The following is a 16,320-nucleotide window of genomic DNA, read 5'->3' as shown; positions in this document are numbered from 1 at the left end:
CGATGGCGAATTGAAGAATGCTTTAAGTTTGCCAAAGATCAGTTAGGTTTAGGGGAATATGAAGTTCGCTCCTGGCATGGCTGTCCCCCTTGTCTCCCTTGTCTCCCTTGTCTCCCTTGTCCCCCTTGTCCCCCTTGTCACCCTTATCTCCCAACTCCCGCGTTAATTCCGAATAATCACCTCTACCCGCCGATTTTTCTGCCTTCCTTCGGGATTATCTGCACCATTAGATTTTGCGTTCGGGGCGATGGGCTGTTTTTCACCCCAGCCTTTAGCTGTCATCTGGCTATTATTAATACTGAAATTCTGCGCTAAATAGTTTTTGACGGCTTCCGCCCGCTTCTGAGAAAGCACCTGATTGTAAGCATCGCTACCCTTACTATCTGTATATCCGTTGATAGTCACGGGTGCTTTGGCATAGTTTTTCAGTAGTAAACTCAGTTTTTGTAGCGTTGGTTTAGCACTAGGACGAATATTCGATTTATCAAAATCAAATAGAATATTTTCTGGTAAATTAATCCGAATACCCGCGCTCGTTTCTTGGGCTTTTAAGTCTGTCAAAGCTTTTTGAATAACTGTTTGCGTTGTTTGAGTCGATCGCACAACTTCTAGCTGGGTGACAGAAGCACCGGATTGATGGGGTTGTTCTAATTGAGTTACAGCGATCGCCTGTGGTTCTTCTAAAGTTGTAATTACATTTGTGGTGGACTGCTGTTGAGTCTCTGTAACACCACGATTGCTAGCCTGCTGGCTGTCACAAGCAATAGTTAATGTTAACAACAATCCAGCGAACCACCGCACATTCACAATTCCGTAGCTTGCTTCTTTGAAGGAGTATTCCGAATTCCGAATTCCGAATTCTTCCCTCATTTTCCTTCACCCTGAAGCGGGATATTAAAGGTCATCTTCGGGTTATTGCTAAAATTTTCATTGCCACCAAATCTATTATTTGTAGTTAAGGTCAAAGTAGTTGCACCAGGGGCAATTCGACCGTTGAAAACAAATTTTCCTTTAAGGGTCGTGTTGGGGTCAATTCTAATATCTTCGTTGTTCGGTGGTTCTACCAGATTGTACTGATTCCCTAAATTATCTGCAATGACCATATCGTGACTGTTATTAAGTCGAATCCCATTACGATGACCGTTTGTCACGCTGAGATCGGCGGTGATGTGGTCGTCAGAAAAGGTAATTCCTGTAAGTCGCGCTGTCGTACCGTTGGCATGATTAACTTGGAGACTGAGAGTTTGAGGCGCGGGTAACGAAGGATCGATCGCAGTTGTAGCAGTAGGAGGATTTGCGGCTGTCGTACTCGTCTCAGCTTGAGTTGGAGGTGGCGCAGCGATTGATTGAGGTTCGTTATTTGATGGTATTAGATTTGTCGCCGATTGAGTCGATCGCTGTTGCGTAAATATATACAATCCGCCACCGACTAAAACGACTAGTAGTAGGGTGGAAACTACGCCCAACAAAAACACGAGTATTCCATTGTTGCTGCGTCCAACAGTCGGTTCCGCGTGCGGGCGATCGCTAACTTCTCCTGTCCTATTCCCACGGGTGACATTCGCGTGATTTGCTGTTTCTGACTCGGCGCGATCGTTACTTTTGAAGTTAGCCATAACTCAAATATGTTTTTTCAATGCTTAATTTTTAATTAAATCTCAATCCTACCAAGACTCTTTTTATACCCTAACTTTATTAAAAATAGATACCAAAAAGGCTCTTGCAAGTCAATACTTGCTGACAAGGGGTAATTGGTAATTGGTAATTGGTAATCTGTAATTGACAGTTAACTAGTAACTAGTAACTGGTCACTGGTCACTGGTCACTGGTCACTGTTCCTCCACCGGGCGAATAATCGGTGTTGCAGGTGTTTCCTTTTGTTGAAAAATAGCTTGTAATGCCTGTTCTAAAGTCTCTGCCATCACAATTCTATTTTCGTAAGCTACGATGACCCGTACTAAAGTTGGCAAGCTATTTTGTGCTGCTTCTAGGTACAGTGGTTCGACATATAACAGCGATTGTTCTATGGGAATTATTAATAAATTTCCTTGAATTGTTCTAGAACCCTGTCGGTTCCATAACGAAATTTGTTGAGAGATAACCGGATCTTGATTAATTCTCGCTTCGATTTGTTCTGGACCATAAACCAGTCGCTGTTTAGGAAACTCGTACAGTAATAATCTACCGTAGTTCTCGCCATCCGATCGCGCCGCCAACCAAGCAATTAAATTCGTTCTTTGACTGGGAATGTAAGGCAATAAAAGGATAAATTCTTCAAACGGTACAGTAGGTAAACTAGTGATTAAATAATAAGGCTCGACTAATTTTGCTTCATTACCATACACTTCAGTAGGAATTTGCCATTGGTCTTCACGGTTATAAAATACTTGCGGATCGGTCATGTGATATGTCGTCAACCGTTCTGCTTGGATGCTGAACAAGTCTTGTGGATAACGAATGTGCGATCGCAAAGTTTTTGGTAAATTGTTTAACGGTTGAAACAAACCAGGAAAAACTTTTTGCCAAGTGTTAATTATCGGATCGTTAGGATCGGCAACATAGAAATTGACCGTACCGTGATAGGCATCGATAACAACTTTAACTGAGTTACGAATATAGTTAATTCCCTCATTACCAGGCTCGGCATAGGGATAGCGATCGCTCGTCGTGTATCGCTCGACAATCCAGTAAAGATAACTTTGTCGATCTCCTGCATCTGCAACTACCAAATAGGGGTCGCGATCGTACCGGATAAAAGGAGCGATCGCCCGAATTCTGCGATTAATATTACGCCGAAATAGTAACTTCGTCTGGGGTGTAAAATCCTGTGTCAACAACATTTGCCAGTCATTTAAGTACTTAGCAAATAGCAACCGCTGCCAAAACGAGCCGATATTAATTCCACCTCGACCGTCATAAACGTTATAAACATTATCATTGCCACTTGGGTAGTCTAATTCTTTTGTCTGCGTACCCGTCATGACGTAGGTATCTGTAATTTCCCCAAAATAAATTCGCGGTTGTCCGATGGGAATACTATCGCGGATTGCTTCGCTAGAGACAGCCAGAGTACTGCCATCAGTTGTTGTGTCGCTGATATCTTTGACAAAATACTCCGGTAGTCCCCCAGCAGCCGCCGTATTCACAGGACTGAGGGTAAAACCATAGCCATGCGTGTAAATTAAGTGTTGGTTGACCCACGTTTGTGCTTCTTGGGGTACGGCGCTATAGTCTAACTCTCTTGCGGCAATCAGAGTTTGCCTTGTCTCCGTGTTAACTGCATTTACACCAGTTTGCTGTTGTTCGGTTGTAGATGGTGGTGCGGCACTGGGTCGGCGCGCAACTGTATCTTGTAGTAAGGTATAGCGATCGATATCGGCATCGGGAAACCGATAATACAGTCGGATCTGTTGCAATTGGCGATTTGTTTCTAATAACGGACGTTGATCCCACAGGCGAATATTGCGAATGGTGAGGTCGTTGACTTGAATATCCTTATAGGTAAGATTATTTTGTGGATCGAAGGTACGGTTATCGATTCCCAAGTTAAAAGCTTGACGAGTTAATCCAATACTTCGCTGAATGTAGGGTCGTTCTCGTTCTAATTCATTCGGGAGTACGACAAAACGCTGCACGGCTGACGGTAATAGCGTACCAGTTCCCAAAGCAATCAGTAAATACGTGCTAACGCTTCCAATTAAAAACTTGCGTCTAAATTGTTTGGGATAACCAAAAACTGCACCCCAGAATAAAAAAATAGCGATCGCCACTGCCAATAAACTTAAGAAAGTATTAGCTGGTAGCTGTACCGTTACATCCGTATAACCTGCGCCAAAGGACACACCACGGCGAGAATAAAGTAATTCATAGCGGTTCAACCAATAACTGAGAGCAACCGCTAGCATGAAACAACCGCCTAATCCCTCTAGATGTCGCTGCTGCGATCGCGTAAACCTGGCAAATCGCCCTTGACTTAAATTATCTCCAGCTAAAAGATAAGTCAGGGCGACAGCAGTTAAACCATATAAAAACATTCCCACCAACCAAAATTCTATTAATTCTCCTAATGGGAGGGTGAAGATATAAAAGCTAATATCGCGATTGAAAACGGGTTCGGCACTATTAAAAGTGGTAGGATTGAGGTATTTCAGTATTCTTGCCCAATTCCCAGACAGAACTAAACCAAAAATTCCACTGAACACAATCGCGATCGCCCACAGAAAAAAGCGCGTATAGAATAATAGCGCGATCGCTAATCCTGCCAACACACCCAGCGCCCAAACTTGGGAGAACAATCGTTCGCCCAGAGAGAAAACTGATGCTGGTCTAAATAACTTGGGAATCAGCGGCGATATATTCGGTAAATTCAAGTCAGTTTGCCAGTACTGCCTAGCAATTTGACCGTAATGCCACAACAACAGCCCCACCAACAGACTTAATAGCAAGACTAGGGGGAGAAATAGGTGTGGGGGTAGTTGGTAGTTGGTAGTTGGTAGTTGGCAGTAGTGCGTGTTGATAGGGTGTGGGGTGTGGGGTGTGGGGTGTAGTGAGTGGTGCGTGAATTTTGAATTTTGAATTTTGAATTTTGAATTTTGAATTGCTCCCTCAGCTTCCTCAGCTCCCTCAGCTCTCTTCCCCCTGCTCTCTATCAAGCGTTCAGCCACCACTAAATTACCCAGCAAATACAAAGCCGTGATGCCAGAGCCAATCGCCCATAATAAACCTTGGGTCAATAGTCGCAGTCTCAATACTGGCAAGTGACCGACTTCTTGAAACCAAAAAATCTCTGCCCCCAGACGGGCGACAAGATCGAAAAATAACCACAAGCCAAAGACAATTGCGATAAGTTGAAAACAGCGTTGCAAAAATATAGGTTTTTTTAACACTTTCTTACTGTCAATATCTAAAAAGATTTTATGTTCGTTAAATGCAGAAAACTCGCTTACTTAGCGACTCTTAAGAAAAAGTATAGATAGCTTTTGTCCTTTGTTGCCGCGATCGCCTGCACTTAAATTCTTGACGAAGATGTTAGCAATCTGAAAATTTAGGGAACTATAAAAGCGAGAAAACTAGGGTTGCCAGAGTATAGGGACTTTCGCGGATAATTGGTATGCAATCAAATTTAAGCTTTTCGTTTGGGGCATCAGAACTAACCGACCGACTGAAGCAAGTTTTTGACGATACCCTAACAGGGTACTGGCAAATTCAATTAAGCAAAGGAGAGCGCTCTCGTATTCCTCAGCCTCGCTATCTAGGAGTCGTGCAAGGGCGGGTCATTTCCTCTGGAATTGAGAAACTAGCAGCGTGGAAGCCTTTTTTAGCAACTTTAAATCAATCTATACCTCAACTGCGCCAACCACAAGCACAACAAGCATTCGGACAGCTACAACAGGAATTATCTAGTAAGGAAGCCACCCCTTTAAGCAAAATTGTCGTCGAGATGGTCAATATGAAATTGGTCACTCATGACGACGTAACGCAGGCGCTGCGGCAAAAAATTCTCATCGACTTAGATACATATTTATTTGACTACGGCGGACAAGCTCAGTTTTTTTCCGAACCCGAACTCGTTGTCAATACTCCAATTCGCGGCTTTGAATTGAGTGGTTTGTTTGTAGAAGCCTCGAACCGCCAAAGTCAATGGAAGCAACTGCAAAAATACATTCCTTCCCTCGACAGCACTTTGATATTGAAACAGGAGGCAATAGCAGCTGCTTCTATGCCAACAGCACAACAGCAGCAGTTACAAAACTTAGTCCAACCAGGTAAAAATTTAGCGGCGATCGCCCGCACGATGGGAAAAGATCCTTTAGAAGTCGCAAAATTCTTTAGCCGTTTGATCGAAAGAGGCTTAGTAGAAATAGAAAAGTCCGTTAACACTTCTGGCAATTCTCAATCTTCAGCAGAAATATTTATTGTTGATGACTCGCCTCTACTAATCCAGCAATTTCGTCAGCTCGTAGAAGGTTGGGGATACCAAGTGAAGTATTCCAACAATGCTCTGACTGCGGTGCAAACAATGATGGAATCTCAACCCTTAGCAATTTTTCTCGATATCAATATGCCAGGAGCTTCTGGATTCGACCTGATTAAGCAAATCCGACGACAACCCCAACTAGCATCCCTGCCTCTGGTGTTACTGACAGCTGAAAAATCTGTTTCCAACCAATGGCGGGCGCAGTGGGCAAATTGCAAGTTTTTAGCTAAGCCCCGTACCCCTGCCGAAGTCCCAACATTTCGCACAGATTTGCGGCAAATGTTATTTGAAATAGCCCCCACCACTAAAGATATGGTTGTGTAATTTTATGCGCAATTCACGATTAAATTCTATACCCTATACCCTTTCTTTATGCACCAGTACGGGCGGGTTTAGCAAAAAAATTATGACTTCAGCAGTCATCTGCGCTTCATACCCGCCCCTACGATAACTGACAACTGTTAATGGGAATTCTAAATATTAAGGTCAACTAAACCACACGAAAGGACGACAAACTCATGAAATTTTTAGTTGTTGATGATAGCTCGGTCGATCGCCACTTACTCACTTCTTTATTAGAAGGTTTAGGGCATCAAGTCGATGCTTGTTCCGACTCGAAGGAAGCTATGCAAATGCTTACAGATCGAGACTATGCATCTGTATTTCTAGATATTGTGATGCCAGAACAGGACGGCTACAAGTTTTTGCGCGAGGTGCGTTCTAACCAAAAAACTGCAAAGCAGCACGTCATTTTCTGTTCGACTAAAAAGACTCCTCTGGAGATTGACTATGGCATGAAACGGGCTGGAGCCGATGATTATTTGATCAAACCCGTGACGCGGGAAACCGTCGAGCAAGCTTTACAAAAGGTACGCTAATGAATCCCTCTCCTGACGCGATCGCCCAAAGTGATGCATCGATCCAGCTTGAGGAAAAGCAACAGCGATATATCCTCACCCAAGTCGAACAATTTACTTTTGTCTTACCGCTGACTCTAGTGGCAGAAATTCCAATTGTCGAGCGATCGCAGATCCTGGTGATGCCGTTCTACTCGCCAGTGATGATGGGAGTACTCCATCATGCAGGTCACGTTATCCCCTTGGTTTCTCTGCGTCAACTCTTGGGTGTTGCTAAGGGTTTTGCCGCAGAAAAACTGACAGTGGTGCAATTAAGCGCTGCGGCGGCGGAACAAGCAGGACTGGGGTTAGTTGTCGATCGCACCCTGGGAATGCGATCGCATTCCCAATTGCCACCAGATTTATTTGATGCCGCGCAGTCAAATACTGAACCAAACATGCGACTGTTCAAACCGGAACTCTTAGCAGATGCATTGTGGAAACCCCTGAGATGGCGATTGACTTGATAAAGGGAGCAGTTATCAGTGACCAGTGACCAGTGACCAGTGACCAGTAAATAGGGTGTGGGGTGTGGGGTGTGGGGTGTAGTGAATTTTGAATTCTTTCCCGACTCCCGACTCCCGACTCCCTTTTTTGTAAACAATATTCTCAATCATATGACTACTAATCAACCTACCGTTTCCTCGTCTGCCCCGCAAAACAGTCCTGGGCGAAAAATTCGGTTTAATTCCATCGGTACAGTACTGTTTATCTCCGTCATGGGCGGTGCGTTAGTTAGTCTCGGTGGTATTAGTTTTTTCTTCTATCAGTCTTTAAAACAACAAATCCTCGCTCAGATCGGCGATAACTTAAACACTGAGATAACCTCAATTGAAGGTAAGTTAGAACCTGTTAAGCAATCGATGCGCGATTTAACTGGTGCATCTGAGTTATTGAGCAGCAAGAAAGCGGTCAATGCAGACCTACTTGATGCTTTACTGCTAAGATCCTTTCTCCATCGCCCTACTTTGGCTATGGGTATGGCATTGGAACAAACGGCTTATGCAATTCTTCCAGACCGTCAATGGCATGGAACATATTTCTACATAGACCAAAAAGACCCCAAGCAGCCAGGTAAGCGTCTAACTGCACCTTACGACCAACTATTCCAAATGGATTTGTTCAAGGAGGACAATTACCCGACTCAATCGTACTTTAAAGATCCCATAGCACAGGGAAGTGAAAGCTGGACTGAGCCTTACTCCTGGTATAACATCCCCATGACCAGTTTTAGTAAGGTAATACGCGATCGCAACAATAAAATTCTTGGTATTACCGCGATCGACGTAAACTTAGGGGCTTTGAGCGACCAGATCTCCAAATCCGTGATTCGTAACCAGGGCTATTTTGTCCTCGCCAGCGAACAGGGTAAACTCATGTCTTACCCACCCGCACCCGATCGCGCTAAAAATCAGAGCGGTTACGAGACAGTTCCAGAACTCAAAGCCATCTGGTCGAAAATATCATCGCCGGACAAAAAAGAGCGATCGGGACTATTGTGGACGGGAGGTAAATTCTGGGCTTATCAAAGAGTTCCCAGCACCAATTGGTTAATGATGGCAGCAGTACCGGAAGGAGTTGTTCTCGGTCCAGTTTTGACAATTACGATCGCTGGTGCGTTAGGTGCAGGTTTATTGCTAGCAGCCGTAGTTTTACTCTTCGTGCGTAGTCTCAATCGTCGCCTGCGTCCGATTCTAGATGAATGTAACAAGCTAGCGCAAGCGGATGCCCAAACCGAAATGCAGATGCAGCAGCAAGACGAGATCGGTCGGTTGTCAACTTCATTTTTCAACTTGTTGAAACAGGTTGCGGCTAACGAAGATCGGATTCGGGATGAAGTATCGCGGTCGGTATCTACCCAGGAACAGCTAAAACAAGCAGAACTCAACCAACAAGAAGGGGAAGCGCTGTCGATGGAGGTGATCCACATCCTCGACGTAGTGTCGGCAGTAGAAGAAGGAGATTTAACGGTACAAGCTGATGTAAGCGATCGCGCTACCGGGCTAGTGGCAGACACCCTCAACCGCCTGTTAGAAAAACTCGGACAAGTGCTGGCTCAGGTATATGCCGCAGCAGAACAAGTCTCCGTGGGTTCTAGTGCCTTGGGACAGCTAGCTGAAACTGTAGCAAATAACGCGGCAACCCAAGCTCAAGAAGTAGAACAGGTACTACAGTTAACCCAACAGGTAGGTGAATCAGCACAAGACTCTGCGGGAACGGTCGATCGCTCGAATCAATCTCTCACCGAAGTACAATCGGCAGTAGAACAAGGTCAAGTGGCGCTGGAAGCAATGACTAAAGGTATTGACGTTCTCAGTCAAGGTACTGACCGAATTATTCAGAAAATGAAAACTCTGGGTGAATTTGTCGGTCTAGCAGATCAATTCGTGCAAGACCAAAGCCAGATTGCTTCTTTGACTCAAGTACTGGCTTTAAACGCCACCCTGGTAGCAGCCCGCGCCTCCGAACAGCGCGACCCCAGACAGTTTTTAGTTGTAGCGCGAGAATTTGAGGCGATCGCGGCTCAAGTCAGTACTCTAGCGCAGCAGACAAACGAAGGACTCTTCACTCTACAACAGCGTACCGACCAAATTCATAGTGTAGTATCGGCAATTGATAGCGACGTACAAGGTTTAGGTGGGCTGGTGAGCGACTTTACGACGGGTGTGGAACAGTCGAACCAAGTGTTTAGTAACGTCCGCAGCAGTACCGTAGAGGTCGTACAGGCTGGACTAGGGGTATCTCGTTCTAGCGATGAGATTCTTCACGCTACCCAATCTACAGCTCAAGCGATGAATGACATTGCCGACCTCGCCAAACGTACCGCGCTGCTGACTCAGAGTACGCGCCTGCAATCGGAACAAATGCAACAGCTATCGCGCAAGTTACTCAGCAGCATTCAATTCTTCCGCTTACCAGAAACTGCCTTGAAGCAAAATACAGTTTTATCAGACTTGGATTTATTATCTGAGGCTGAAGATACTGTTGCTATGGAACTGACAACAACTTAACGCTCTGCGGCATATCGTTCCTATAGATGGCTGTACGGGCGGGTTTTGGAAAAAACTCTGTCATCGCTCGCTCGTCTGGCTAAACCCGCCCCTACGAATATTTGACTTTTGACTTTTAACTTTTGACTTGCTTATCCAGTCATTTTTCCTGCTCTTATGACAATGAATTCATCAGACCTCGGCTTGCCATCTGCTCCTAACAATGCAGCTCCATCACCTTCAAGTAATGCCAACCGCTCTACCAAAAAAGGGTTGAGTTTGCGTTTAAAAACCACTTTGGCAGCAGTAGCAATTGGTACGCTGCCTGTAGTCGTTACTGGGATCGCAGCTAATCTCATCGCAGCTAACATGTTAGACGCGCAAATTGAGCTTGCCAAGCAGGAAGAAACTGTAGCAATGATGGACAAAGTTGAACGTTTTCTGTTTGAGCGTTACGGCGATATTCAAGCTCTCAGCAACCTGCCGATTCTGCGTAATGAGAAAGTGAAGCAAGTTGTTTCTGTAAAAGACCGTTCGCAGGTACTAACCAATTACGCTGCAACGTATGAAGTCTATGACAACGTCGCCTTCATCGATTTAAACGGCAATAATATCTTAGTCTCCCAAGGGGCTAAACTTGGCAATCACAAAAGTGCAGATTACTTTCAATCCGTCCTTGCCACGGGCAAGCGATTTATTTCCCAACCCAGAGTTGCTCCATCTACGGGTAAAACTGTTATTTACCTTGCCGCACCCGTACGAGATTCAGTCACTAATAAAATAATTGGTGTCGTGCGTACCCAAATGCCAGTTCGATTTCTGGACGCTCTGGTTAAGAGCTATGGTGAAAATGACAGAACTTATCATTTAGCCGATAAAGCAGGCAAGGTTTTTGTTACTAATGATGGCACTGAGACTTTAGGCATGGATGCCGCCGAACACCTCACTCCTTTTCCGCAACTGCGCCAGGTTAGAAAAGCTGCACCGACAAAGTCTTACGAACCATTAGAAAAGCGATATGTGGTTGGGGGATATGCTCCGTTCGAGCCAACACAAGGATTACCAGATCTAGGTTGGGATGGCTTTATTCTGTCAGATCGAAACGTTGCTTTTGCAGTCAACAATCGCTTGGTGCAAATTTTTGCCTTTGGTACTTTAGCCGCAGCAATTGCAGTAAGCGCGATCGCAGTCTTATTAGTTAACCGATCGATCCAGCCAATTGAGGCAGCAACTAAAACCGTCCAAAAGTTGGGAGCGGGCGATCTAGATGTACGTCTTGCAGTCAAAGGTAGTGACGAATTGGCAATGCTGGGAGCCAATATTAATCAGATGGCTGACCAAATCCAAGACCTATTGGAGAACTTAAAAGGGACTGCTGAAATTAAGCAATTGAAAGAGGCGATCGAACAGGAGAGCCACGTCTTACAATCAGATGTGAGTCATCTACTCGATGCAGTCGCAGCATTGGAGAGCGGAGACTTGACGGTACAAGCACCAGTAAGCGATCGCGCCACTGGACTCGTAGCAGATACCCTCAACCGCCTAATTGAAGAATTAGCGCGGATTATGGCGACAGTGTTATCTACCGCTCAACAAGTAACTCAGGGATCGACAGAGCTAGAACAACTAGCAGCAGTAACAGCCCAACAAGCACAGCAACAGGCACACTCAGTTAACGCCGTGCAAGCCTCAGTTGTCACTTTCTCGGATTTGTCCCAACAAACAGCACAACAAGCATTGGCATCAGACCAAGCCGTGCAACAGGCACAAATCGCTGTTACCCAAGGACAGGAGGAAATGGTGAAACTAACCGAAGAAATTAAAGTTCTCCACTCAGGTACGGAACAAATCGTCAAACGCGCCCAAATTTTGACTAACTTCGTCACCTCAGCTGCTCAGTTTGCCAAAGACCAAAAACGAGTTGCTGCCCTAACACGGGTACTTGCGTTAAATGCTTCTATGATTGCCGCTCGTGCCTCTGGACAGCAAGACCCCGACCAATTTGCTAGTGTTGCCCGCGAGTTTGAAACCATCGCGACTCAAGTGAACGATCTTGCCGTACAAACAAACCAAGGTTTGCTAATGTTGCAGCAGCAAGCAGCTCAAATTCAAACTGTAGTGTCTGGGATTAACCAAGACGTGCAAGGCATCAGCCATTCAGTGAATCAATTCGTTGGTAGCGTAGAACAATCGCAGTACGTATTCGAGCTGATTAAAGACGTAACAGACCGCGTGGCACAAGTAGGACAACAAGTAACAGCATCTAGCCAAGCGATCGCCGCAGAAGCACAAACGACGCTGCGATCGATTGAAGAAATTGCGACGGTAGCTGCTAAGACAGAACAGCAATCTAGTTTCACCCAGGAACAAGCCGGATTAATTGACAACATGGCACGGACGTTATTAGAAAAAGTCAGTTTCTTCCGTATTTCTGAAGAGGTGCAGGGAGCAGGGAGCAGAGAGCAGGGAGCAGTGTAGAGGCATTACATGTAACACCTCTACACAGTAACTAGTTATCAGTAAATATATACTACACCCATATACCCGATTATGTTGGAACAACATAGCTCCACTGCTGCTGAGTCAGATTTTGTTGACGTAGCCGAGCTACAATTACAGCAAGAGCTGCGCAGTATGTTTGCTGTTGATACTCAAACTTATCTGCAAACATACATAAATCTCGTCCAAAAGCTTCAGCCTCAAACTTGGACGGCAGACATTCAAGAAACTTATCGCTGCGTCCACACGATCAAGGGTGGAGCCGTGACGGTGGGTGCTGATGGGATTCTTTATGTCTCAACTATTCTAGAGGCCTTACTTTCAGACTTGCGCTATCTGCAAATTGCACCTCCGCTAGAAGACGGTCAGCTATCACAAATGCTAGCAGAGGCGGGAGAACTTCTGACTGCAAGTTTGCAAGTTGAGGCAACAGGAGAAGCGGCGATCGCTGCCGTCCAACCTAGCATCGATCGCATCGCATTTCTGCGCCAAGAAATTCAGCAACTCTACTTACCGGAAGCCAACGAACAGACAAAATTATTTCAAGAGTTTGCCGAACAAGGCTTCGATCTCGTCGTGCTGGACTTGGAAATGGCAATAGAAGACCTGCCCGATCGCGGTCAAGTTCCTCCAGAAGTTATCAAAATAGCAAAACAAACGCTTCAGCAACTCATACAAATTGGCAACGATTTAGAATTTGAGGCTGGTTGGTTAGACTTGCTACGTTACAGTAAAGCTTTACTCAACCGCCCCGAATCCGATTTCTGGCGATCGCAATGGTCTAAATATCTCCCCCTGTTAAAAGACAGCGCCAGACAAGGTGGGAAGTTGCCTGCGGGGAAGGGAGCAGGGAGCAGGGACGAGCTGGGAGCAGAAGGGGACAAGGGGGACAAGGGGGACAAGGGAGCAACTACCAATTACCAATTACCAATTACCAATTACCAACAACCAACTACCGAAACAAATATCCAAGTCCCCGTCCCTCTAGAACGCTTGGAGCGATCGTCTCAGCGTTTGGTGGAGACGCTATTATCTGCAAGGGCAGTGCAAGGATTTTATCAATCGTTACAGACGCAAATCGGACAACTGCTGTCGCTGGCGCAAGATAGCGTGCAATACCTGACGCAGTTACGACAAGTTCAAGACGATTACGCCCTTTTAGACAACTTACAGCAACAGCGCTCTAGTGTGTCAACGGCTCCAGTTTTAGAGCGATATCGTCAAGGTTATACGATTGTCAATCGCCTGCTAGAAGTGAGTTTGCGCCTGTCAGAATTGGGCGCAGAAGCAGCGACAAGTTCGCGGCTAACAGCAGATAGTTTGCAATTGTTAGATCGCAATGTCCTCAACCTCCAACAAACAGTAGAAGAAAGTCGGCTGATCCCGTTTAAGGTTTTGGGTTTTCGGGCGAAAGGTATTCTCCGCGATCTGATCAATCGCTTTGGTAAGCCAGCTCAGTTAATCGTACAGGGGGAACACTTGGAACTCGATGCTGGTACGGTACAACACCTAGAGCCAGCTCTATTACACTTAATGCGTAACGCCTACGACCATGCTTTAGAGTCTGCTGCCGATCGCCTAGCATTAGGGAAACCGGAACAAGGCACGATTATCTTATCGCTACGCCGCCAAGGTAAATTTTACCTGCTATCCTTGCAAGATGACGGAGGTGGCATTGATGCCAGCAAGATTTCCCAACTTGCCCAAGCGCGAGGACTACCCCTGACTCGTACCGATACCCCCGCCGATTTGCTTGCCGTTCTCTGTCAATCTGGCTTTAGCTCTCGCAGCGAAGTGAGTGATATTTCTGGACGCGGGGTAGGGATGGACGTAGTTGCCACCCAAATTGCTAGCATCGGCGGACATCTCAACTTGAAAACGGTACTGGGAGCAGGGACGACTTTTCAGATGCAGGTTCCCGTTCCACACTTATTAGTACGCTGCGTCTTGGTACAGGCAGGCGATCGCAACTTTGCCATTCCTGCCGAGGAGATCGTCACCACGACTCTTTGGAGTAATTTATCAGCAACGCCCAGCGATCGCGACCCGATGTCTAGCGCTCCTAACTGGTTTGTAACTCAAGATGAAGCTTCAATACCATGTCTTGACTTATTAGAATACTGGCAACCAGGAGCGAGAGCCAACCGTCCGTTGTCAGATACAGCCATTTGCTTGCGGGTGCGTTCTACTTTCTCCTCCACGGCAGCTGAACGAGACGCTTGGTTGCTAGCAGATGACTTGCTAGAACAGTCAGAATTGTCGATCGAGTCTTTACCCAGTCCGTTAATTTCACCTATAGGGATGATGGGGGTAACTTTACAAACTGATGGAACGTCGATCGCGGTTTTAGAACCTGCATCTCTAGCAGCACATCTGTGGATGAATCCCACTGGAGATGGCGATCGAACTGTCATTCCTAGCTTCGATCTAGCAGAAATATTTGCCGAGCCTCCTGCTGCTAGTCGTACTATTCTCGTTGTTGATGACGCAGCGCTGGTGAGGCGGCGAATTGAAGCAAGTTTGACTGCAAACGGTTACACAGTTGAGACTTGTCGCGACGGTTTAGAAGCATGGACTTGGCTCTCTAGCCATTCCGTACCAGCTTTGTTAATTACCGATATTGAGATGCCAGGGATGGACGGTTTCACCCTGATCGATCGCTGTCGGCAAGCAGGCATGAAATTACCTGCTCTTGTCATTTCTTCCCGTTTATCAGAAGAGTGGAGCAACGAAGCGCAGCGCGTCGGTGCAACAGATTACCTCACCAAAGGATTTACGACCCCTGAATTGTTGAGTAAAGTAGGCTCTTTTGTAAGTCGTATGTAAGTCAAAAGTCAAAAGTCAAAAGTTAAAAATCAAAACTGACTACTCCCTGCTCCCTGCTCCCTGCTCCCTTGTAGTATTTTAGTAACGAAGGATCGAGTTAGGTAGGGCAATGGTAGGGGAAGATTTTCAGATTTGCGATCGCGACTTGAGCAATAAGGCTTTGGCTCAATTCATGGATGCTACGGCAATTGCAGTAGATACGGAAACAATGGGTTTGCTCGTCCACCGCGATCGCCTTTGTTTGGTACAGTTATGCGATAATCGGGGCAGAGTTGCGGTTGTCCGCATTGCCAAAGGACAAACGGACGCACCTAATTTAAAACAATTATTAGAAGCAGATATCGAGAAAATTTTTCATTTTGCACGGTTCGATCTTGCTACCCTAAAACATCATCTCGGTATTCAAGTCGCACCGATTTTTTGTACAAAAATTGCTAGTAAATTAGTGCGGACATACACAAATCGCCACAGTTTGAAAGAATTAGTCCAAGAATTAGAACTGGTAGAACTTGATAAAAGCGCTCAAAGTTCCGACTGGGGAAATGCAGCCAATTTATCTGAAGAACAACTCCGCTATGCCGCTAATGATGTCCGCTATTTAATCTCATTGCGGCAAAAACTCATAGAAATGCTCAAACGAGAAGAACGCTGGGAACTCGCGCAAACCTGTTTTCAAACTTTGCCAACCATTGTTGCGCTTGATTTGTTGCAATTCAAAGATTTATTCGAGCATTAATTTAAAAGTCAAAAGTCAAAAGTCAAAAGTCAAAAGAACTGATAACTGATAACTGCTCACTGAATTAAGCCAGATGCTAGTTCGCGGACGATCAAAATTTGGAATTTACCCGCAGGAACGCTTGTACTGAGGCGGCGGACGAATAGATGATAAGTTCCCGTTTCAGTGCGGACATCTCGCTCGATCGCGACTATGGGTGCATTGCTATTCGAGCTATTTTCTAAAAGATAGCAGGCATCAAGTAGGGCTTCAAGTACGACTGAATTAGCCGTTCCTACTGCCTTTTCAACCAAGGTTGTTGCTTGAGGCAAAAGGCGATGTTTGAATTCATCGGAGTTTAAAGCCATTTTTTTCAGTTATCAATTATTAGTAGCAAGTAAGTAGTGAGTAGCGATC

The 16,320-nt window shown here is 45.6% G+C and carries 13 protein-coding genes; 7 read left to right on the top strand and 6 right to left on the bottom strand.

Features of this window, described 5'->3' with window-relative positions:
- Nucleotides 1-22: 22 nt before the first annotated feature.
- The 4 genes from DSM107010_RS42060 to DSM107010_RS05570 form a co-directional block, all read right to left on the bottom strand.
- Entirely contained in the window at nt 23-154 is a 132-nt protein-coding gene (locus tag DSM107010_RS42060; RefSeq protein ID WP_277871312.1) for a hypothetical protein, read from the bottom strand.
- A gap of 8 nt (nt 155-162) precedes the next feature.
- Nucleotides 163-870 (bottom strand): OmpA family protein, encoded by a 708-nt coding sequence (locus DSM107010_RS05580; protein ID WP_127022536.1) that lies wholly within the window; start codon nt 868-870, stop codon nt 163-165.
- Nucleotides 867-1,616, bottom strand: a complete 750-nt coding sequence (locus DSM107010_RS05575) for a hypothetical protein (RefSeq protein ID WP_106170351.1) — start codon at nt 1,614-1,616, stop codon at nt 867-869. Before DSM107010_RS05575 ends, DSM107010_RS05580 begins: the two co-directional genes overlap by 4 nt.
- Before the next feature lie 213 nt (nt 1,617-1,829).
- Nucleotides 1,830-4,886 carry a UPF0182 family protein gene (locus DSM107010_RS05570; RefSeq protein ID WP_199755414.1) on the bottom strand — a complete coding sequence of 1,019 codons (3,057 nt, stop codon included), beginning with the start codon at nt 4,884-4,886 and terminating at the stop codon, nt 1,830-1,832.
- A 224-nt stretch (nt 4,887-5,110) separates the two neighbouring features.
- On the opposite strand from DSM107010_RS05570, the gene DSM107010_RS05565 reads away from it, so the two are divergent.
- The 3 genes from DSM107010_RS05565 to DSM107010_RS05555 all read left to right on the top strand — a co-directional run bounded on the left by DSM107010_RS05565 (nt 5,111) and on the right by DSM107010_RS05555 (nt 7,340).
- Nucleotides 5,111-6,301, top strand: a complete 1,191-nt coding sequence (locus tag DSM107010_RS05565; protein WP_015154561.1) for a response regulator — start codon at nt 5,111-5,113, stop codon at nt 6,299-6,301.
- A 194-nt stretch (nt 6,302-6,495) separates the two neighbouring features.
- Nucleotides 6,496-6,855 (top strand): response regulator, encoded by a 360-nt coding sequence (locus tag DSM107010_RS05560; protein ID WP_015154562.1) that lies wholly within the window; start codon nt 6,496-6,498, stop codon nt 6,853-6,855.
- Nucleotides 6,855-7,340, top strand: a complete 486-nt coding sequence (locus DSM107010_RS05555) for a chemotaxis protein CheW (protein WP_106168208.1) — start codon at nt 6,855-6,857, stop codon at nt 7,338-7,340. Before DSM107010_RS05560 ends, DSM107010_RS05555 begins: the two co-directional genes overlap by 1 nt.
- A gap of 15 nt (nt 7,341-7,355) precedes the next feature.
- Here the strand turns inward: DSM107010_RS05555 and DSM107010_RS42055 are convergent, their stop codons facing one another.
- The gene (locus tag DSM107010_RS42055; RefSeq protein ID WP_277871311.1) at nt 7,356-7,490 is read right to left on the bottom strand and encodes a hypothetical protein; all 135 of its coding nucleotides are present in this window, start codon (nt 7,488-7,490) and stop codon (nt 7,356-7,358) included.
- Here DSM107010_RS42055 and DSM107010_RS05550 point away from each other — a divergent pair, their 5' ends adjacent.
- The 4 genes from DSM107010_RS05550 to DSM107010_RS05525 all read left to right on the top strand — a co-directional run bounded on the left by DSM107010_RS05550 (nt 7,491) and on the right by DSM107010_RS05525 (nt 15,924).
- Nucleotides 7,491-9,884 (top strand): methyl-accepting chemotaxis protein, encoded by a 2,394-nt coding sequence (locus DSM107010_RS05550; RefSeq protein WP_106168207.1) that lies wholly within the window; start codon nt 7,491-7,493, stop codon nt 9,882-9,884.
- A gap of 162 nt (nt 9,885-10,046) precedes the next feature.
- Complete coding sequence (locus DSM107010_RS05545; protein ID WP_199755413.1) at nt 10,047-12,341, top strand: methyl-accepting chemotaxis protein; 2,295 nt, start codon at nt 10,047-10,049, stop codon at nt 12,339-12,341.
- 72 nt (nt 12,342-12,413) lie between these two features.
- Nucleotides 12,414-15,188: a hybrid sensor histidine kinase/response regulator gene (locus DSM107010_RS39410; protein ID WP_199755412.1), complete on the top strand. Its 2,775-nt coding sequence runs from the start codon at nt 12,414-12,416 to the stop codon at nt 15,186-15,188.
- 109 nt (nt 15,189-15,297) lie between these two features.
- On the top strand, nt 15,298-15,924 hold the full coding sequence (locus DSM107010_RS05525; RefSeq protein ID WP_127022533.1) for a ribonuclease D: 627 nt from the start codon (nt 15,298-15,300) through the stop codon (nt 15,922-15,924).
- A 56-nt stretch (nt 15,925-15,980) separates the two neighbouring features.
- On the opposite strand, the gene DSM107010_RS05520 is transcribed toward DSM107010_RS05525, so the two are convergent.
- Nucleotides 15,981-16,271, bottom strand: coding sequence for a hypothetical protein (locus DSM107010_RS05520; protein ID WP_015154568.1), 291 nt, complete (start codon nt 16,269-16,271; stop codon nt 15,981-15,983).
- Nucleotides 16,272-16,320: the final 49 nt, after the last annotated feature.

Source organism: Chroococcidiopsis cubana SAG 39.79 (assembly GCF_003991895.1).
In the GTDB taxonomy this organism is placed as follows: Bacteria; Cyanobacteriota; Cyanobacteriia; order Cyanobacteriales; family Chroococcidiopsidaceae; genus Chroococcidiopsis; species Chroococcidiopsis thermalis.
Note: the sequence above shows the minus strand (reverse complement) of the source record. Positions and strands in the feature narration are given on the sequence as shown.